The sequence below is a fragment of the Ruegeria sp. I3 genome (genome assembly GCF_056532525.1).
This window is the reverse complement of record NZ_JBQFNI010000016.1, coordinates 1-18,935: the sequence shown is the minus strand read 5'-3', so window position 1 is coordinate 18,935 and position 18,935 is coordinate 1. Positions and strand designations below refer to the sequence as shown.

The window sequence follows — 18,935 nt, the reverse complement described above, 5'->3', positions numbered from 1 at the left end:
GATCCGGGATCGAGCCCGACATCTGGCCGCCGATGATATCCAGCGTGTTGGCGCCAGAAGGGCCAGGCCCTTTTGCATGCAGTCATTGGCTGACGACAAATCGATGTCACCACGCACCGGTAGGGAACCTTTAGCGAGGTTGAACGCAACCTGCGTGTCCGGACGGAGCATCAGAGCTGCAAGTTCGGACTGTGCTGCGATCTGCGCCTCATCCGTCAAGACTGGGAAGTAGAAAGCATCGCCGCCCGTGCTAAGCAGCTCGGTTACACCGAGACCCGGCAGACAGGTATAGTCGACCCCCGCAACTTGTTCGGCAACGGCGAATTCACCCTGAGCCCAGTCTCCCATGATTTGGCCGCCAGCCTGGCCGGTGATAACCATGTTGGTTGCGTCGTTCCAGTTCTGAATTGTGGAATTGGCCGCCATATCGCGGGCATCCGCAGCTGCCGCGAAAACACGTGCAACTTCGGGTCCCGCCGCAACGTCCGCATCCTTGTCGTCATAAACAGCAAGGAACACGTCATTGGGCACCAAGGCAGCAAACAATGTGTTGAACAGTCCGCGCTGCTGCCAGCCTTGCTGACCCAATGCAAGCGGGAGCTTGCCAGCCGCTTCGAGCGCACCGGCGGATGCAACGAATTCATCCCAGTTGGTCGGCACGTCGAGGCCTGCATCTTCATATGCTTTGTGCGACAACCAGAGCCACTGCCAAGAGTGGATGTTGACAGGCGCGCAATAGATTCGGCCGTCAACCGTGCAAGAGTCCAGCAAGGATGATGGGTTTATGGCATCTCTCCAACCCTCTGCTTCGGCAATGTCAGTAATGTCGCGAAGAAGTCCGGCCTCGATCAGCTCTTCGGCCTGACGACCGTGGTTGAACTGGAACGCGCCCATTGGGTCGCCACCTGTCAGGCGGCTCACCATAACAGCGCGCGCGGCGTCGCCTCCAGCGATCGCGCCATCAACCCAAGTATTGCCCGTGGCATTAAAGGCATCGGCGAACTGCTGGACCGCTACGGCCTCACCGCCCGACGTCCACCAGTGCATAACTTCAAGCTCAGCGGCAGAAGCGCTGGATGCGGCGACAATCGCCGTTGCTGACATCAGCATTTTAGTCCGGTTCATGGTTTCCTCCCATCTGAAACGTTATAGAAAAACTCCTATAACGTTATAGATTGTCCTTGCAAGTGTTTTTTTGCGCCCCCTATACTTGGTGTATGGCCATTTGTAGACGAAGGCGAAACAAGGATTCCCAAATATGTTTAGGTCTGTCTGAGGTGTAAAACTATGAAACGAAGTGCAGATGAAATCACTGGATTGAGCAAGAATGAGCTGTCGGCACTGGTTCACCCAGGAGAGCGACCGACCTTGAAGACCATCTCGCGAATCAGCGGTCTGGCCGTCGCAACAGTCTCGCGCGCGCTGGGGGATGCTCCGGATATCGGCAGCGACACCAAAGAGCTTGTCCGTAAAATCGCCGATGCGGTGGGCTACGTCCCAAACCGTGCCGGCGTCCGCCTCCGGACCGGTCGAACAAATGTTATCACTCTCGTCGTGCCCGCAGAGGGAGATGTCATCAGCAGTGCAACCCGGCTCACGAGTTCGATCGCACTTGAGTTGCGCGGGACACAGTTTCACCTTAACGTTTTGCCATGGTTTCCGGACGAAGATTCTTTGCGTCCGATCAAGTATATAGTCGAAACCAGATCAGCCGATGCGGTCATCTTCAACATGATCGAACCGGAGGACCAGCGCGTCGCCTATCTGATGGAGCGCAAGTTTCCATTTGGCACCCACGGGCGCTCGAAATGGTGTGCCGATCACGCCTATTCCGACTACGACAACGCTGCTTTCATGCGCATCGCGCTGAACCGGCTTGCAGAGCGCGGTCGCAGAAACATCCACGCAATTCTGCCGCCGCTGCATCAGGCCTATGCCACGGACATGAAGCGCGGCCTGGTTGAAACCGCGCCGCGCCTGAATCTGAGCTATCGGATTGCCGAGAAAATATCTAGCGACGATTCTTCCGATGACATCCGGCATTGGCTGATGAACAGGATTGAAAAGTCACCTGATATCGATGCCGTAGTCTGCGCTTCTCCCAAAGTGGCCATTGCGGCCATCGTTGTTCTCGAAGGCATGGGGCGCGAACTGGGCAAGGACATCGATGTGTATTCGAAAGAAACCGTGCCATTGCTTAAGACCTTCCGCGACGAAATCCTCGTCGAAACTGAAGATGTAGGTAAGAGCGGCCAATTCCTCGCGAAGGCTGTCATGAGGCAACTTATCGAACCCGATGAGCCGTTGATGCAACGGCTGGAAATTCCATCTGGACACTAACAACCCATCGTAAGGAGAAACCGATGGCATCTCAAATCAAAGGGCCCGCTCTTTTTCTGGCTCAATTCGCGGGCGATGACGCGCCCTTCAATTCACTGGCCGAGATCGCTCGCTGGGCTGCAGGGCTGGGCTACAAGGGCGTGCAGATCCCAACCTTCGACGCACGTCTGTTCGACCTTGAAAAGGCCGCGACGAGCCAGACTTATTGCGACGAGGTCAGAGGTTTATGCGCGGATGCGGGTGTCGAGATCACCGAATTGTCCACGCATCTGCAGGGTCAATTGGTGGCCGTGAATCCCGCCTATGACGAAGCCTTTGACGCCTTCGCGCCTGCGGCTGTGCATGGCAATCCCAAGGTACGGCAGCAATGGGCCGTGGATCAGATGTTGAAGGCCGCCGTCGCCTCAGAGCGGCTTGGCCTCAAGCACACGGTGAGTTTCACAGGGTCGCTGGCATTCCCCTATCTCTATCCCTGGCCGCAACGCCCTGCAGGCTTAATCGATGAAGCTTTTGCCGAACTAGGTCGCCGTTGGATACCGATCCTGAACCATTACAAGGATCACGGGCAGGATATCGGGTTTGAAATCCACCCCGGCGAAGATGTCTTCGACGGCGCCACCTTCGAGATGTTTGTGGATGCCTGTGACGGCCATGAAGCGGCGATGATCAATTACGACCCGTCGCATTTCCTGCTGCAGCAACTGGATTACCTGCAGTTCATCGACCTCTATCACGACCGCATCAACGCGTTCCACGTCAAGGATGCCGAGTTCAATCCGACCGGGCGTCAGGGCGTCTATTCTGGCTATAAGGGGTGGACGGATCGCGCCGGGCGGTTCCGGTCGCTTGGCGATGGCCAGGTCGATTTCGCGGGCATCTTCTCGAAACTGACCCAATATGGCTATGACAGCTGGGCCGTTCTTGAATGGGAATGCTGCATCAAATCACCGGAACAGGGTGCGGCCGAAGGAGCGCCCTTTATCGAGAAACACCTGATCGAGGTGACCGGAAAAGCCTTTGACGACTTCGCCGGCGCAGAGCGCGACGATGCGCAAATCAAACGGATGCTAGGACTATGAAAAAACTAAAACTTGGAATGGTCGGCGGCGGCCAAGGCGCGTTCATTGGCGGTGTCCACCGCATCGCCGCGCGTATCGATGGCAAGTGGGATCTGGTCGCGGGCGCGTTGTCATCCAACCCCGAACGCGCGGCGACCTCGGCTGTGGAGCTGGGCATCGCGCCGGAGCGGTCTTACGACAGTTTCGAAGTCATGGCCGAGCAGGAAGCTGCACGTGAAGACGGGATTGATGCAGTTGCGATTGTGACGCCAAACCATATGCATGCAAGCCCGACGATCGCGTTTTTGAATGCTGGGATTAACGTGATCTGTGACAAACCCCTTGCCGCGACACAGGAAGATGCTGAGGCAATCAAAGCTGCCGTGGACACTTCAAATGCAAAATTCATCCTCACTCATAATTACACAGGTTACCCTCTCATGCGGCAAGCCCGAGAGATGATTGTACGTGGAGATCTGGGGAAAATACGTGTGGTTCAGGCTGAATATGCCCAGGATTGGCTTACTGAGGACGCCCAGAACAAACAAGCCGACTGGCGCACTGATCCATATCGCTCTGGGGCCGGCGCAATCGGTGATATCGGCACGCACGCCTTCAATCTGCTCTCTTTCGTATCGGGGCTTGGTACGGAAGCGCTGTGCGCAGACCTGCATAGTTTCGTAGATGGGCGTAAGGTCGATGACAATGCCCACATCCTTCTACGTTTGGATGGTGGTGCCAAGGGTATGATTTGGGCCAGTCAAGTTGCCGTTGGTTGCGAAAATAGCCTGACATTGCGCATCTATGGCGATAAAGGCAGCATTGAGTGGAACCAAGAGAACCCAAATCAGATGAGTTTCACCAGATTTGGGGCGGCCACACAAATCCTCACACGGGGCGGCTCTCATTTAGGCGATGAAAATGACCGTTGGACGCGCATCCCTCCTGGGCATCCCGAGGGGTATCTAGAGGGGTTCGCCAATCTCTACAGTGACGCAGCCGATCTTATCAGCGAATCTAGCGATGGGCTTCTCCTCCCAGGGATTGACGCTGCTATGAACGGGATGTGGTTTATCGCAGCGTGTCAGGCAAGCTCCAAAAATGACGCGTCTTGGGTGCACAATAAATCAAACTAAGGCTTTAAGTGCTTGGGGTAAGCTAAATTGCAGCCGTTAGAATATATATAGCGAAAGCCCGCTTCGTCTCGCGTTCTGTAAATTACCGCCTTAAAAAATGCTGCGTCGCTCACGAAGGGTCGAAATCGCTGCTGCACCGCGTCATGGAATTTCGTGCTTGTGCAGAATATTTGCCACTGCGCGCACTCGCTGCATGAAATTAAAATGACAGGCATGGGGCTCTTTCGACACCTTCGCCTCGTTTTGCATGAATAGCGGTTCTCGCTAACGTACTATCCTGCCCCCTCCCGGAACAGACTCCTCACCCTAAGTCGCTGCGTTCGCCTGCATGACAACCGGCCCATTCCGGCATTGGCCATCCTTCTATCGCTGCTCTGCAGCTTCCCCAAAACAATCCTTCCGCAAGCCCCGTTTTAAGCCCCCTCTTCATAGCGCTTCCGTTCCGCATCGGTCGCATCGCGCCACTCCGCGCGAAGGAGGTCCATTCGCCGAGGAATACTGTCTTCAAGGACCTCTGCCTCAACAATTCGTTCTGTCCGAAAGTAACGAAAGCCTTCTCGCATCTCACACCATGCGGCAATGATGCGGCTGGTGTCCCGATAACCCAGAAGTATCGGCCAGATCACACGGTGGGTCTTTTTGCCTGAGTTGTCTGAGTACTTCAGGTCTATCTTTTTGCGACGCCGAATGGCCAGACGAACGGCGGCGGCGCCAAGAACCTCGTCCGGCTGAGCGACGGGCGCTACGCTGACGGCCGGCTGAAGAAACGATGTCCGGTACTTGTCTGGTGCAACAGCTTCCAGCTTTGTGATCAGTTTTTCAGCCGCCAGCGCTAGCTCGGGCTCGCCTCGGGTTTGAACCCAAAGAACTCCGAGTGTCACCGCCTCGATCTCGTCCGGGGTCAGCATCAGCGGCGGCATGTGAAAGCCGGGCTCCAACACATAGCCCACCCCGGCCTCGCCATTGATAGGCACGCCTTGACCGATCAGCGCAGCGACGTCGCGATACACTGTGCGCTTGGTCACGCCCAACTCTTCTCCAATGGACTGGGCCGAGATCGGGCCTTTGGTACGTCTCAGAATCTCGATGACTTCAAAAAGCCTGTCTCCACGCCGCATGTGATCTCCTTTCGATCGAACAGACCATACTGACACTATGCTGACAACACGCTGTCAGCATAGGCGCGGTAGAAGCAGGAAAGACATCAAAAAAAGGAGATCAGAACATGAGACGTTTCATTGCCATCGCCCTCGCCGCAGCCCTGCCCACAGCACTTTTTGCGGAGTCGGCGGAGCAGCGGGGGACTGCGCCGATCATGGCCATGGGCGCCTATGTGCCGACCGACGACATGGAGCGCTCGGAAGCTTTCTATCGCGCCCTATTCGACAGCGAACCTGCAATCGGGCTACCGGATTTTGTGGCCTTTGAGGTGGCGGGCGGATGGTTCGCAATCGTGTCCCGGGACAAATACGCACCTGGGTCTGAAGCGGGATCGGGCGCAGTCCCTTACCTGCAATCGGCCGATCTGGAAGCCATGCAAGCCCGCGCCACGGTCGCCGGTGTAGCTACGCCCAAGATCATCAAAGAACCGGGTATCCAGCTGCTCAAGATCACCGATCCCAACGGTCAGTTGATCGAGTTTTTCAGACTGACCGGTCAGTGACCCTCACAGTACTCAACGCAATCTCACAGGACATTGCATCATGCAGATGAACTACTTCGTCGTTGGGACCAACGACATGGGCGCCGCAACGCGCTTCTATGACCAACTTTTTGAGCAATCGGGCGTCGAGCGCGTCTCGCCCAGTGACAGAATGACATACTGGCTTGGGCCTGGTTTTGCATTCGCAGCGGCCATCCCGTTCGACGAAAAACCGGCCACAAATGGCAACGGAATCATGGTTGGGTTTAGCGTTGGATCTTCTGAAGAGGTCCAGAGGCTGCACGCTCTGGCCATCGAGCTCGGTGGCAGGAGCGAAGGCGCACCGAGCCAACGTGGTCCACGCTTCTCGGCCTATGTTCGGGACCTGGACAGCAACAAGATTTGCTTCTCCGCCTGAGGCAGGTCGGAGCAGCCCTCTTGCCTTAATAGGACCTTCCTCGATCGGATCTTGACCTGCGTTGGGTATCTCAATGAAGTTCGCGTGGCTCTGGATCGTGCTCAAAATGATGCGCCACCTGAACACGCAAAAGCGATTTCTAGGATAGGCCTAGCAATAATTTCTGGTTGATGCCATTGAAGGCCCCGAAACCAAAGGTGTGGCAAACAGCATGGCGCAAACGAGCACATGACAAAAATCACCTTCACGCGCCTATCCGAGATTGCGGTCGAGAATATTGCGGAACATATGTCCGATCCAGTTCTGACTCTGCACATGCCTTTGCTCCAAGGCAATTGGGATGAGCGGCGCTCAGCTGACTTCGTGGCAATTAAGGAAGATAAGTGGGCGCAAGACGGGTTGGGCCATTGGGCAATTCTGGCGGACGGCGCCTATGTGGGATGGGGCGGCTTTCAGCGCGAGGGTCCTGACTGGGACTACGGCCTCGTGCTGAAAACCTCGGCCTTCGGTTTGGGGATGAGGATCACCGCGCAGGCACTAGAATTCGCGCACGGCGACCCGAGAATCCCATCCGTCACACTCCTGCTTCCGCCCACCCGCACAAAACTAGGAGCTCTAAAGCGCATGGGCGCAGAGTTTGAGGGCGAGATGACATACGATGGAGCACAATTCCGAAAATACCGCCTTGCAACAAGTGCGGCTTGAGACCGGTCCGAAGGTGGTGAGACATCACAGGTCGCGCAGGTGCGCGGCCTACTCAAACAAAAAAGCGCAAATGGAGCTTGGTTCAAACTCAGCTGAAAGACCAATCCCGATGTAGAGCTCGCAAAAAAATGGAACGAACTCTGCGCGCGATGCAAGTACTACTTATGGAAGCTTTGTAGAATTCAACTGAGTTCTCGGACTTCGCGGTCGCTTCAAGCAACCTGCCTTCTTTCGACACCTATCTTTCGCATCTGACCCGGTGGCATCTGGAACACGCGTTTGAACGCTTTGTTGAATGCAGGTTCGGAAAGATATCCTATGTCAGCAGCGATTTGCGAGATAGGCCGATCTGTTTCAGTTAACCGTTCTCGCGCCAGATACATGCGCCAGGTCGCCAAATACTGGATTGCCGGAACGCCGACCAGTTCAGTAAACCGTGCTGAGAAAGCGGATCGCGACATTCCTGCGATCTTGGCAAGCGACTCGACCGTCCAGTCTGCAGCAGGAGCGCGATGGATAGCGACAATCGTGCGACCAATTTGGGCGTCTCTGGCTGCCTTCAGCCACCCGCGGTTCGCATCAGGTGCATTGTTGAGCCACCGACGAATGGCCTCAATGACGACCACGTCGGCCAGACGGGTGATAACCGTCTCGCCACTCGGCCGAAGTTCACGTGCCTCTTTCGCGATGAACTGCAGTGTCGCCTGCAACCAGCTTCCTGCGTCCTGTTCCCAAGGATCGATCTTGAAAACATCGGGAAGCAAACTCATCAACATCCCACTTGCCGCGTGATCTATTCTGACCAAGCCGTACATGATGCCAGTCTCGGCGCCACCGCCACCGTACTCCAGCGTTTCATAAAGCTCGGTTACTTTTTGTATGGGCAGCTCTTCCAGTGTCAAAAGAGGCGTGTCTTCCGAGCTGAAGAAACCGATCGGTGCGCCATCGGTCATCAGTACCAAATCGCCCTTCTCAAGTTCAAACGGATCACCGTCACCAACCTGCATGAAGCAACGCCCATGCGTGATGACCGCAAAGCTCAATATGTCGGGAAAGCCCGGTATGGAAACACCCCAAGGCGCGGACATGCGAGACTGGCAGTAGAAGGTGCCGGTTAGTTTCAAAAGATGGAGGATCTCCCCGAGCGGATCGCCAATCGGCTGCGCGAGCGCATCAGGGTCGGGGACGTGATGATCAATCTGGTTCATGTCCCAATCTTGATGGGAATTAGGGTGTTCGTCTATAGCTTCTGGACGATTGGACAATTATTGAGGATTTTCAAGAATAGTTCGTCTCATTTTGTTCCTTATGTTCGGGTCATCAACTGAATTCATGGAGATGATCAATGACAACCCAATCCATTCTCGTACTTGGCGCTACAGGCAAAACCGGATCTCGCATTGCAAAGCGTCTGGAAGAAAAAGGTCACACGGTTCGGCGCGGGTCGCGCCGTAGCGAGACCCCCTTTGACTGGGAAAAACCGGACACTTGGGACGCCAACTTAGACGGCGTTTCGGCCGCCTACATTTCGTACTTTCCGGACATCGCCTTCCCAGGCGCGGTCGAGCAAGTTGAAGCTTTCACGTCTCTGGCGCGAAAAAAAGGACTGCAGCGTGTTGTCCTGCTGACGGGGCGCGGAGAGTTTCACGCCCAGCGAGCAGAAGAAGTAGTTCGAAACTCCGGCGTACCGTTCACGATCGTACGTGCTGCATGGTTTGCCCAGAACTTCTCGGAGGGTGCCCTGCTTGATCCGGTGATGGCGGGCACCTTGCCCATGCCCGCGGGCGATGTACGCGAACCCATTGTCGACGTCGACGACATTGCTGACGTTGCAGTCGCGGCGCTGACAGAAGAGGGACACGACGGCGAGCTTTACGAAGTTACAGGACCGCTTCTCATGACATTTGCCGAAATGGCGGTGGAACTTTCGCGCGCCATGAGCAGGACGGTGCAGTACGTGCCGATTTCCTTTGAAGCCTTCCATGCGGAAGTCAAAACCGCGAATGGTGAGATGATCGCGGATGTCATCACGGACATTGCACGGGAGACGCTTGATGGACGCAATGCGAACCTCGCAGACGGTGTCCAGCGCGCGCTCGGCCGCACGCCTCGCGACTTTGCTGAATTTGCAGAAAAAGCCGCGATGTCAGGGGCATGGACCAAAGCCGCTTGAGGCAAGCCAGCAAATGATGGAGACGACCGTGACAATTGACTTCAAACACAGACTTGTCCTTGGCTTTTCCGGTTTAGTGGCAGCCAGCATTGGTCTGGCGATCACACTTGATCCGCAGGCCTTCTACACCGGCTACGGCATAGCATTGACGCCGCAGCCAAACCTCATGAGCGAATTGCGCGCACCTGCAGCCAATCTCGCAGCACTTGGCCTGATCATACTGGCGGGTGCTCTTTACAAGAATTTGGCGCGCTCAGCTGCTTTGCTTGGAACAACCGTTTTCTCGGCTTTTGCCGTGGGGCGCATAATCAGTCTGGTCCTCGATGGTCGGCCATCTGCCGGCGTTCTGGCTGCGCTCGGACTAGAGGTTGTTCTTACGCTGTTGTGTGCGTGGGTTGTGGTCCAAGAGAGGCGAAAGAAAGCAGGGAACATACCTCAAGTTACGGCATAGCCTGACGAACTACACCACTGATCTTGGGTATACGGCCATCCGCTACTGGCGATCGGGTGGCCGCATCATTCTCTGTGCCGCAGGGTGAATTTACTTTAGCCTGGACTTCGGGGGGTGAGTTAAGATTTGAAAACCCTCGTCAGGTGATGGCGGTACAAAACGCCGCGCGATACGTCGAAACTGTTCATCGGTTGCGGCAAAGGCATGGGCGCCTTCTTTGTTGCGCCCGTGCAGCCTGTCCAGACAGACCTCATCCGGTACATCCAGAAAATGGAGTATCTGCGCCGCCCCTGTACCTTTGATCAGCCCACGCGCCCACCTTCGGTTTTCGAGGGTATTTGCCGGGAAATCGAGGACGACCGAAACCCCGGCGACCAGCATTGATGTTACATGTGGGCCCATGATCTGACCAAGTTTCGATGCGCATCTCACATAGTCCTGTAGTGAAGACATCTCGTCACCAAACAGGGCGCTCAGCCATTGATCTTCGGATATGAGAACTGCTGAATTTTGGCGCGACAGCTCCGCCGCCAGAGTGGATTTTCCGGAAGCGACTTTGCCGCACAGCAAGTGGAGTGTTGGGACCGCGTGTGACATTGAGGTTTCCTATGTGTTTCTACTTGTCTGATCGCCTAACCGCGCCGCAAGCTGGTCGAATACCAGTCGGATCCGCTTTGCGGTGTGCAATTCCGAGTGCGTCGCTAGCCAAATCGGAAACCTGAAGGGCTCGCGGTCTGGCAAGACTCTCTCAATACCGGGTGTTAATGCGGCTATATCATCCGACATCACACTGACACCAAATCCGTGACGCACCATCTCCCACGAAACGATCCCGCTTTGCGAACCGATCCGGAAGTTCTGCCTTGTGACGTCGATGCCGGCCGGGTTTAGAAAGCCGATCATTGTGTCCACATCTCCAAACCCAACGAAGTCCAGCTTGGCGAGGTCGTCTGCGTTTCTGGGGCGCCCAACATGGTCAAGATACGAAGGTGCCGCATAGAAGTTTGCTGTTGCCTCCGCCACTAGCTTTGCGATCAGATCGGGTTGCGTCGGGCGTACATGTCTGATGGCAATATCGGCTTCGCGCCGCTGAATATCACGTATATCATTTGCAGCGACAACATCGATCTCAAGACGTGGCGCCGCAAGCCTGATCTGCTTCAGGATCGGCGGTAACTGAAACGCTGACATCACGTCGGACGCGGTTATCCTGACTTGCCCTTCGATAGCTTGTGACTGGCTTGTCGCGGTCAGTGAGATCCTGCTCGCAACATCTGCCATTTCCCGGACGTGCAACAAAAGCTCGGTGCCGGCAGCTGTCAGTTTCAGCGATTTACCAACCCGTTCAAACAAGGTGATGCCGAGTGACTGCTCCAGGTTGGCAACCTGGCGACCTACTGTAGGCTGAGTTTGCTCAAGCACACGTGCCGCCGCGGAAAACGAGCCTTCTTCCGAGGTCGCGAGAAAAGACCGCACCTGGTTCCAGTCGAAGTTGATGGCCTTCCAATTCATGCATTTATGCATAACAATTCTGCGAACTTTGGCAATTCCATAAGGCCGCGTTTGAAAGTATCGGGTGCATCAACCACCTATTAAAGCGAGAAATACAATGGCTACTTTGTCCAAGGACGCCGCATTCTGGAGCAAGATATCGCGCAAGTACGCTGCTGATCCTATCCGGAACATGGAAGGATACCTGAACACGCTCGAGCGCACGAAGTCTTATCTTAAAGCGGAAGACAACGTGTTGGAAATTGGCTGTGGGACGGGTTCAACGGCGCTTCTACTTGCGCCGCACGTTGCCCATGTTACCGCGACGGATCTTGCGTCAGGTATGATCGAGATTGCCAATGAAAAGCGCGCGGAAGAAGGATTGGAAAACGTCACCTTCAAAGTGGCCGAAATTCTTGAGCATAGACTTGATGAGGGATTGTACGATGCAATTCTGGCACACAACCTGCTTCACCTCGTGCCTGACCTCGACGATACGCTCGTGCATATATTTTCATTGACGAAACCCGGCGGGGTTTTCATTTCGAAAACCGTTTGTGCTCCAGAGAATTGGGGCGTCAAATATGCGATGATCCGTCGGATCGCGATCCCGATCATGCAGGCTCTTGGGAAAGCGCCTTTTGTCAACTTCATCTCAGCGCAAGTACTCGAGCAGAAATTTGTCACCGCCGGCTTTGAGGTAATAGAGACCTCGGATCAGGCCGGAATGCTGCCTAGTCGATATGTCGTTGCGAAAAAGCACTGAGTACGTTGCAACCAAGTTTCGAGACGCTAAATACAAACGCCCAAATGGAAAACAGATAGGGATTTCAATCGCTTTGTAAATATCTGTAATTACCTGTTGTCTCGCTGAGTGAACCAGATTGCATGAGGCCTCCACGGGCTTCCAGTGGGGTACAAATCGCGGTCATAACTTTGCCCATGGGTCGGTCACTTCTTCGAATTGTAATAATCTCGGTATGCCTGGACGGGAAGCATTCAACGTTTAATAGGACGAGTGCACCGGACGCAAGGTCCTCACTCATCATATGTTCTGGGATGCCTCGGGCACACCACTCAAAAGGATCGGTCCAACGCACAGCCAACCACAAAACAATCGTGATGTCAGTTGCTGACGTCAAAAGGTTGCAGTGAGATCCGAATGTTAGTCTATGCCAAAAACTCTATCAGTTTGTCAGTCCCCTTGCACATTTAACGCGCAAAAGTAACTCATTTTGCTTTTTACATTCGCCCCAACTCAAAATCTCTATTATAACCGATAAGTACCCCTTATCAAGTATAATTGATTTTGCGGGAAAATGGGCGCAGAGTGGGCCGTATGAGCACCCCTGAGCCCTATCTCCCCGCCCCCTCCCCTGCCCTGTCGCAGTCTGACCAGGACGCCCTGACCGATCTCTATGTCCGCGGCACACCCGCCAACACGCTCAGGGCCTATGAGCGCGATTTGCTCTATGTAACGGCCTGGAAGGCAGCACGGTTCGGAGTGCCGTTGGACTGGCCCGAGAGCGAGGCCACAGCGCTGGCCTTCATTCTCGATCACGCCCGCGATCTGGGAGATGCCGCGCCCGAGGATGTCGCGCGTCAGAGTGCCGAGATGTTGATCGCGCAAGGGCTACGCAAGTCCCTCGCCTGCCCGGCCCCTTCTACGCTGGACCGGCGCATCGCCTCCTGGCTGGCCTTTCATCGAATGAAGAACCTGACCAGCCCTTTTGATGCGCCGCAGGTGAAGCAGGCCCGTGCCAAGGCGCGCCGCGCCGCCGCCCGGCCCCCTGCCCCAAAATCGCAGCAACCGATTACCCGCGATGTGCTCGAGCAGTTGCTGTCCACTTGTCGGGGGTCCCGGCGGGATTGCCGCGACCGCGCCATCTTGATGCTGGGTTGGGCTTCGGGTGGTAGACGGCGCTCGGAGATCACCGGGTTGATGTTTGAAGACGTCTCGCTGAAGGAGTTCGACGAGAAAAGCCTGGTTTGGATTTCACTGCTGGAGACCAAGACGACAACCAAAGGTGAAACGCCGCGGCTGGTGTTGAAAGGCCGCGCAGCCCAAGCGCTGGCCCATTGGATCGAGGTGGGTGAGATTCAGGACGGCCCCTTGTTCCGGCCTGTTTCAAAAGCCGATCGGGTGTTAACCCGCCGCCTCAGCCCGGATGCCATCGCGCAGATCGTCAAGCGTCGGGCGAAACTGGCGGGCCTGCCGGACGGGTTCGCTTCCCCCCATGGGCTGCGCTCGGGCTTCCTGACCCAGGCCGCGCTGGACGGCGCCCCGATCCAGGCCGCGATGCGCCTCTCCCTGCATCGCTCCATGGCCCAGGCGCAGAAATACTACGACGATGTGGACATCGCGGATAACCCGGCGACTGATCTACTGGGGTGAGTAGTTACTGACTATTTAATAATCCCCGCTTGAGGGAAACTCCGGCTGCTGTGCCTATGTCTTGTTTCCTGTCGCATCTGTTAACGTGGCCAGCGCGGAAACATGTCGCGGCAGATCGCAACGGGAATGCAGGATATCAACAATGATCACCGCGTCCGGCTGATCCAGATAAACCAGGAAATGCTCTCCTGCGCGCACATATCTGAGATCCGCCGCCTCTTCGACCAATATAGAACAACTTCGGCTGGCCACCCTGCCCTCTGTGATGGCCTGACAGCGCGCTATTAGTTCTTGTTCATAAAGATCGGCTTGATGCGATCCAAACTTGTCGATGGTCCATCGGGCAATTTCCACCAGGCTGGATTCAGCGCGGCGTGTCAGTCGAAAGGGTCTGGTCACGCCTTGGCTCGTGCCCTTGCAAAGGCACGACGGATCGCATCCGAACCCCTGCCTTCTGCCAAATCTCCGGCCTGAGCCTGCGCTACACCCTCCTGCAAGCCTTGTTTGAGAGACTCCAGCCCCGCTTCTTCCCGCTCCAAAAGCCGAAGGCCGGCGCGCAACGCTTCACTGGCGTTCTGATATCGACCGGACGCAACCAGATTCTGCACCAGTTGATCCTGCGATTCTGTAAGTACAACATTGCGGGTTACCATGGCGTAAGCCTCCTTTTTGGCAATATATGCCAACGAGACCGTCTGTTCAACGATTGAGGAGCCCAAAATCACTAATTCGAGCAAGCTGGTTTTATGGACGCTAATGGGACGTGAACACACGGATCATGTCTGTGATCCCATATGAATCCAATGACGGTAGAGACTTGCGTCAAAAGCCGCGCCGCGCAAGCACAGCTGCACTGGATCGAGGACAGTTCCGTGTTCCGTCGCAACTTACAGGCGCACAATTCCCGAAACCCCGCCCTCACGGTATGCCATTTCTTGGGCAATTGGCGAGCGGCTGACTCTAGCCGGAATGTTCGCGTGTTTTCCTCTGCGCACGGGCTGAGCTCGGTGTATCTGACCCAGATCGCCATGCCATTCTCACCGCATCGTACTCCCGTACTGGCGCAGAAGTATTGTTACGAAGTTGGTATCGCAGAAAACTCGATAACGAAATTGTTGGTGAGAGAATTTGACCAATCAGCTCAACTAGCTCCCTGCCCTTCCCAATTGCGCAATTTGCGCCAAAAGCCGTTCGGCCTTCACTCCAACTCCATGCTAGAGGCGTTCTACTCAAAGCGGAGCATAGGGAGGAGTTTTACAGGAATGCCTTCGCATGCCTACGTTAGAACTTCATCGACTGAAAGAACCCATGATCCCGCTCAACCGAGTTTACAACTGTAAACCACCCTGCTCTGATGCAAAGCGTATGTAGTCCTCCGCGTTGGAAAACCTACAATATAGGCGAAAATCCTTGACTTAGTGCTATGAATCACGGCTGTTTATCTCAAGTGGCGCAAAAATGACCACATTCTTTAATTTGAGGCAACTACATGATTCCCGTGACACCACTTGCGGCAGAAAGACCATCGGCACTCGCCACGGAAATATCTGAGAGATTAAACTCGGCTATCCGGGAACATCTACTTGCTGCATTTGCCCCCGACAACACCAAATCACTGCGAAATTTTGCAGCGCCAGAAGCTGCTGAACTCTTAGGAGTCTCAGGTCAATTCATGCGCAAAGTCCACGCAGAGGGAACGATTCCTGAACCGAATGACGTACGCAGCGGTAGGCGTTACTATACTGCCCAAGAACTTTGGGAGGCTCGCGAAACGCTTGAGAAAACCTCACGCAAAAAAGGGCGCTATGTCCCTCGCCGGACTGAAGGAGAAAAGCTCCAAGTCTGGCAGTTGATGAACTTCAAAGGCGGCAGCAGTAAGAGCACCACAACAATTCACTTGGCTCACTATTTTGCGCTTCGCGGTTACCGTGTGCTGGCTGTTGATCTGGATCCTCAAGGCTCTCTTACATCCATGTGCGGCATAAGCCCCGAAATAGAGTTTGACGGGCTGACGATTTACGATGCTATTCGATATGAAGATCCGGTAGATATGGCGGACGTCGTGCTTCCGACGTACTTCCCCGGTCTCTCTGTGGCTCCGTCACGGCTTGTTCTTTCCGAATTTGAGACAGAATCTGCCGTTCACTCCAACCCAGACCATCCGTTCTTTACAAGAATACGGAATGCCCTGGCCCAGGTGGAAGGAGATTTTGACCTTGTTCTGATTGATAGCCCACCTCAGCTAGGATTCTTGACAATTGCTGGGATGGCGGCCGCCAGTTCATTGCTTGTGCCACTTACACCTTCGATGCTGGACGTGTCTTCGACGGCTCAATTTCTCGAACTCGCTGGTGCTTACATGGCAGTCATTGAAGATGCCGGCGCTACGCTCGAATACGACAACTTCAAATTCCTGATAACGCGTGACGAGCCAACAGACGTACCGTCTCAACAACTGGCTTCGTTCATGCGGGCACTGTTTCAGGATCGCGTTATGTCAGCCACAGCCCTCAAAAGCACCGCGGTCAGTGACGCCACAATGCTCAAACAATCAATTTACGAAGTCGTGCGGTCAGAAATGACACGCGCAACTTATGATCGGGCAAAGAACTCAATGGATGCGATCGGCTCTGAGGTAGAGCAAATGATCCATCAAGCATGGGGACGCAGCTAATGGCTAGAAAGTCGCTTCAGGAGATGTCGGGGATCGCAAACACCATCGCGCGCTCTGGCCCCAAGGCCATCGATAAAACTCCAAAACCCAATGCCCCTGCTCTTGGTGCGCTTCAGGGCTCTCTTGCCGCAATCAGGGAAATTGACCCTGCTCTGATCGACGACTGGGGGCCTGCCGATAGGCTCGGTGAGTTTACAGCTGTAAACATTGACGAAGAAGACGATAGTTTTGAAAGCTTGATGTCGAGTATACAAGACGGTGGCCAACAAGTTCCCATTCTTGTCAGAAGATCGAAATCCGACGGTCGATACGAGGCAATTTATGGACGGAGGAGGCTCAAAGCCTGTCGTGAACTTGGTATTAAAGTCCGCGCCAATGTTCAGGATATCGACGATGCTTCAGCGCTTCTCGCCAAAGGGCTTGAGAATGCTGCGAGGCGCAATCTTTCCTTCTACGAGAAAGCACGTTTCGCCGAGGCGATCCTGACTTCCGGGCATGACACGGCAACGGTGCGGCAAGTATTGAACGTTTCGAAATCAGGGCTGTCTCACCTGACAAAAATTACGCAACATGTTCCTGCAAAGATTGGTGACATGATCGGCGCAGCCCCAAAATCAGGCCGCCCAAAATGGACCGTGCTTGCAGAGCACTTCGTTGCAGGCAAGCTAGCGGAAGATGAAGCTGCAAATCTTCTTGCAACCATTGAGCCATCGATGTCGTCAGATGATCGGCTGGAAATGCTCCTAAAAGCAGCTGCCAAACGCGGTGCAAGACAAAGAGAAGGTGCAGCCGAACTCAACCCAATCGAAGGCGTTACAATCAAATCTACCAACGGATCACTAACTGTTTCGGTCAAAAGGACCGGAGCTAACGCTGGCTTCGCTAGCTGGTTGGACGAAAACATGGCTGAAATCATTAAGCGCTCACACGCTGAGTTTACAGCTGTAAACGCCAAGAAAAAGAACTGAGGACGAGCAGAAAGGAGGAAGGCAAACAAACAAAACCCCCGAAACCGGAGCTTCGAGGGCTGCTGCGCAAAGCGCAATTCTTAGATTAGACACCTAGAATCTAGCAGCACCCGAATCGCCACACAAGAAAAAACGCTCTTGAGCGAACGGGTAATTTTTGTCTGCCGATAGATAATCATGAAAACACTAACAGCATTGGCTCCAATTGGAGCGACCTTGTCGGGAACGGCAGGGCAGGGGAACAGTACGCCCAAAAAATGGATACTTCTTCGCGCCGTTGAAGAGGCCAGAGAACCTCTTGGGTTAAAATCCACAACTCTCAATGTCCTGAGAGCGATGGTTTCCTTTATGGGCGGTGATCAGATTGCTGCGGACCAGGATGATCATCACATCTGTTTCGCGTCCAACGCGGCGATAGCCAAACGAACTCATGTCAGCGTGCAGACAGTTGAGCGTCATATCTCGACGCTGGTGGACCTTGGACTTATCCGCCGCGTCATGAGCGCAAACGGTAAGCGATGGGCGCGCCGGGATCGCCAGGGCAGGGTGGTCACCGCAACTGGGCTCTCCTTGATGCCTTTGTCTGAACGGCACGCTGAGTTCATTCAGGAAGCCCAGAGGCATGCTGATCGCGTTCTCGAGTTCACTGTACTCCGTGACAAAGTTTCCGCCGCTCTGGCGCGCCTTAAGGAACTCGTAGCAAATGACACCGCGATCTCTGATTTGGTGACCACCGTACGCAATGCTCTGCGTCGCAAACCAGATGCGAATGTACTCAGCGAGCTGTTGGCAGAAATCTCTGTGGAAATCTCCGAGATAACACAGACTGATACAGAAAATTTGAGGGCCAGTGACAGTGAAATTGAGGGGCACAAAGAGGACTCTTTGAATCCGGAAGTTAAGAAAGAAAAGCTTTCTCAGATTCAGGTTTCTCCAGACCAAATGGAGCGCAGTTTTCCACGGCTATGCTCAGAACTACGCTTTGCAAAAGATCAGCACCACTGTGATCGGCTTATGGATGATATCGCCGAGTATCTACGGCTTGGCCAAACCTGGTATGCAATGAAATCAACTTTTGGCCCAGCTATTCGCTTCATTGTTCTCGGATACATCTTTCAACGTGCTGAGAACATACAATCTCCAGGGGCTTACCTGATTTCGTTGCTGGCCAAGATCGAAAAGGGCGAATTGTCTCCAAAGGCAATGCTCTCGCGGACATCCAATGCTACGTAAATTTGGGGAAACAGGATGAAATTTACCGTTTTCAGATTACACCTCCAAGTGATGACTGGATCGAAGGGTCTGAAAAAGGTGAGCTATAGGATTGACCTCTATAAATCACGCAACCATAAATAGTGAGTTATAGAAAGGAAGCTTATACCTCACGATGTGGAACTGGCAGAACCCTGACTGGCCTACCTTTCGTTACGACGCCGCAAGACTCGAACCATACGAGCAACAGTTCCTGTTGTCCTCAGGGGAAG

The 18,935-nt window shown here is 54.5% G+C and carries 21 protein-coding genes; 14 read left to right on the top strand and 7 right to left on the bottom strand.

All coding sequences use genetic code 11. The annotated features are described in order from the left end of the window. Nucleotides 1–1,125 (bottom strand): ABC transporter substrate-binding protein (locus tag ACR0L9_RS20270; protein WP_480896552.1); only part of this gene is annotated, 1,125 nt, incomplete at its 3' end. A gap of 162 nt (nt 1,126–1,287) precedes the next feature. Between ACR0L9_RS20270 and ACR0L9_RS20265 the strand changes: the two genes are divergently transcribed. The 3 genes from ACR0L9_RS20265 to ACR0L9_RS20255 are packed head-to-tail and all read left to right on the top strand — an operon-like array spanning nt 1,288 to nt 4,534. Next, complete coding sequence (locus tag ACR0L9_RS20265) at nt 1,288–2,340, top strand: LacI family transcriptional regulator (protein ID WP_170641979.1); 1,053 nt, start codon at nt 1,288–1,290, stop codon at nt 2,338–2,340. A gap of 23 nt (nt 2,341–2,363) precedes the next feature. Further along, the gene (locus ACR0L9_RS20260) at nt 2,364–3,419 is read left to right on the top strand and encodes a sugar phosphate isomerase/epimerase family protein (RefSeq protein ID WP_170641977.1); all 1,056 of its coding nucleotides are present in this window, start codon (nt 2,364–2,366) and stop codon (nt 3,417–3,419) included. Further along, a complete protein-coding gene (locus ACR0L9_RS20255) occupies nt 3,416–4,534 on the top strand; it encodes a Gfo/Idh/MocA family protein (protein WP_480725143.1) in 1,119 nt (372 codons plus the stop codon). The genes ACR0L9_RS20260 and ACR0L9_RS20255 overlap by 4 nt, the downstream gene beginning before the upstream one ends. Nucleotides 4,535–4,947: 413 nt before the next feature. Here ACR0L9_RS20255 and ACR0L9_RS20250 read toward each other — a convergent pair whose 3' ends face one another. Continuing rightward, nucleotides 4,948–5,652 carry a helix-turn-helix transcriptional regulator gene (locus ACR0L9_RS20250; protein WP_170641975.1) on the bottom strand — a complete coding sequence of 235 codons (705 nt, stop codon included), beginning with the start codon at nt 5,650–5,652 and terminating at the stop codon, nt 4,948–4,950. Between the two features lie 107 nt (nt 5,653–5,759). On the opposite strand from ACR0L9_RS20250, the gene ACR0L9_RS20245 reads away from it, so the two are divergent. The 3 genes from ACR0L9_RS20245 to ACR0L9_RS20235 all read left to right on the top strand — a co-directional run bounded on the left by ACR0L9_RS20245 (nt 5,760) and on the right by ACR0L9_RS20235 (nt 7,299). Continuing rightward, nucleotides 5,760–6,197: a VOC family protein gene (locus ACR0L9_RS20245; RefSeq protein WP_170641973.1), complete on the top strand. Its 438-nt coding sequence runs from the start codon at nt 5,760–5,762 to the stop codon at nt 6,195–6,197. Nucleotides 6,198–6,237: 40 nt separating this feature from the next. Further along, a complete protein-coding gene (locus ACR0L9_RS20240) occupies nt 6,238–6,594 on the top strand; it encodes a VOC family protein (protein ID WP_170641971.1) in 357 nt (118 codons plus the stop codon). Between the two features lie 228 nt (nt 6,595–6,822). Further along, a complete protein-coding gene (locus ACR0L9_RS20235) occupies nt 6,823–7,299 on the top strand; it encodes a GNAT family N-acetyltransferase (RefSeq protein ID WP_170641969.1) in 477 nt (158 codons plus the stop codon). A 212-nt stretch (nt 7,300–7,511) separates the two neighbouring features. Here ACR0L9_RS20235 and ACR0L9_RS20230 read toward each other — a convergent pair whose 3' ends face one another. Next, the gene (locus ACR0L9_RS20230; RefSeq protein ID WP_480896551.1) at nt 7,512–8,507 is read right to left on the bottom strand and encodes an AraC family transcriptional regulator; all 996 of its coding nucleotides are present in this window, start codon (nt 8,505–8,507) and stop codon (nt 7,512–7,514) included. A 137-nt stretch (nt 8,508–8,644) separates the two neighbouring features. Between ACR0L9_RS20230 and ACR0L9_RS20225 the strand changes: the two genes are divergently transcribed. Next, on the top strand, nt 8,645–9,472 hold the full coding sequence (locus ACR0L9_RS20225) for an NAD(P)H-binding protein (protein ID WP_170641965.1): 828 nt from the start codon (nt 8,645–8,647) through the stop codon (nt 9,470–9,472). A 28-nt stretch (nt 9,473–9,500) separates the two neighbouring features. Next, complete coding sequence (locus tag ACR0L9_RS20220) at nt 9,501–9,923, top strand: DUF4345 domain-containing protein (protein WP_170641963.1); 423 nt, start codon at nt 9,501–9,503, stop codon at nt 9,921–9,923. A 90-nt stretch (nt 9,924–10,013) separates the two neighbouring features. On the opposite strand, the gene ACR0L9_RS20215 is transcribed toward ACR0L9_RS20220, so the two are convergent. After that, complete coding sequence (locus ACR0L9_RS20215; protein WP_170641961.1) at nt 10,014–10,520, bottom strand: ATP-binding protein; 507 nt, start codon at nt 10,518–10,520, stop codon at nt 10,014–10,016. Between the two features lie 9 nt (nt 10,521–10,529). Further along, entirely contained in the window at nt 10,530–11,435 is a 906-nt protein-coding gene (locus ACR0L9_RS20210) for a LysR family transcriptional regulator (protein ID WP_170641959.1), read from the bottom strand. A 97-nt stretch (nt 11,436–11,532) separates the two neighbouring features. Here ACR0L9_RS20210 and ACR0L9_RS20205 point away from each other — a divergent pair, with 97 nt between their 5' ends. Next, nucleotides 11,533–12,180 carry a class I SAM-dependent methyltransferase gene (locus ACR0L9_RS20205; protein WP_170641957.1) on the top strand — a complete coding sequence of 216 codons (648 nt, stop codon included), beginning with the start codon at nt 11,533–11,535 and terminating at the stop codon, nt 12,178–12,180. 573 nt (nt 12,181–12,753) lie between these two features. After that, nucleotides 12,754–13,809, top strand: a complete 1,056-nt coding sequence (locus ACR0L9_RS20200; protein ID WP_170417862.1) for a tyrosine-type recombinase/integrase — start codon at nt 12,754–12,756, stop codon at nt 13,807–13,809. Nucleotides 13,810–13,863: 54 nt separating this feature from the next. Here the strand turns inward: ACR0L9_RS20200 and ACR0L9_RS20195 are convergent, their stop codons facing one another. Next, on the bottom strand, nt 13,864–14,208 hold the full coding sequence (locus ACR0L9_RS20195) for a type II toxin-antitoxin system RelE/ParE family toxin (RefSeq protein ID WP_170417859.1): 345 nt from the start codon (nt 14,206–14,208) through the stop codon (nt 13,864–13,866). Beyond that, nucleotides 14,205–14,462: a type II toxin-antitoxin system ParD family antitoxin gene (locus ACR0L9_RS20190; protein WP_170417856.1), complete on the bottom strand. Its 258-nt coding sequence runs from the start codon at nt 14,460–14,462 to the stop codon at nt 14,205–14,207. Before ACR0L9_RS20190 ends, ACR0L9_RS20195 begins: the two co-directional genes overlap by 4 nt. Before the next feature lie 836 nt (nt 14,463–15,298). On the opposite strand from ACR0L9_RS20190, the gene repA reads away from it, so the two are divergent. The 4 genes from repA to ACR0L9_RS20170 all read left to right on the top strand — a co-directional run. Further along, entirely contained in the window at nt 15,299–16,483 is a 1,185-nt protein-coding gene (repA, locus tag ACR0L9_RS20185) for a plasmid partitioning protein RepA (RefSeq protein WP_170417853.1), read from the top strand. After that, on the top strand, nt 16,483–17,451 hold the full coding sequence (gene repB, locus ACR0L9_RS20180) for a plasmid partitioning protein RepB (RefSeq protein ID WP_170417850.1): 969 nt from the start codon (nt 16,483–16,485) through the stop codon (nt 17,449–17,451). Before repA ends, repB begins: the two co-directional genes overlap by 1 nt. Nucleotides 17,452–17,628: 177 nt before the next feature. Further along, entirely contained in the window at nt 17,629–18,684 is a 1,056-nt protein-coding gene (locus tag ACR0L9_RS20175; RefSeq protein ID WP_170417847.1) for a helix-turn-helix domain-containing protein, read from the top strand. A 154-nt stretch (nt 18,685–18,838) separates the two neighbouring features. After that, the coding region (locus ACR0L9_RS20170) for a DUF4172 domain-containing protein (RefSeq protein WP_480896553.1) at nt 18,839–18,935 on the top strand (97 nt) is incomplete at its 3' end.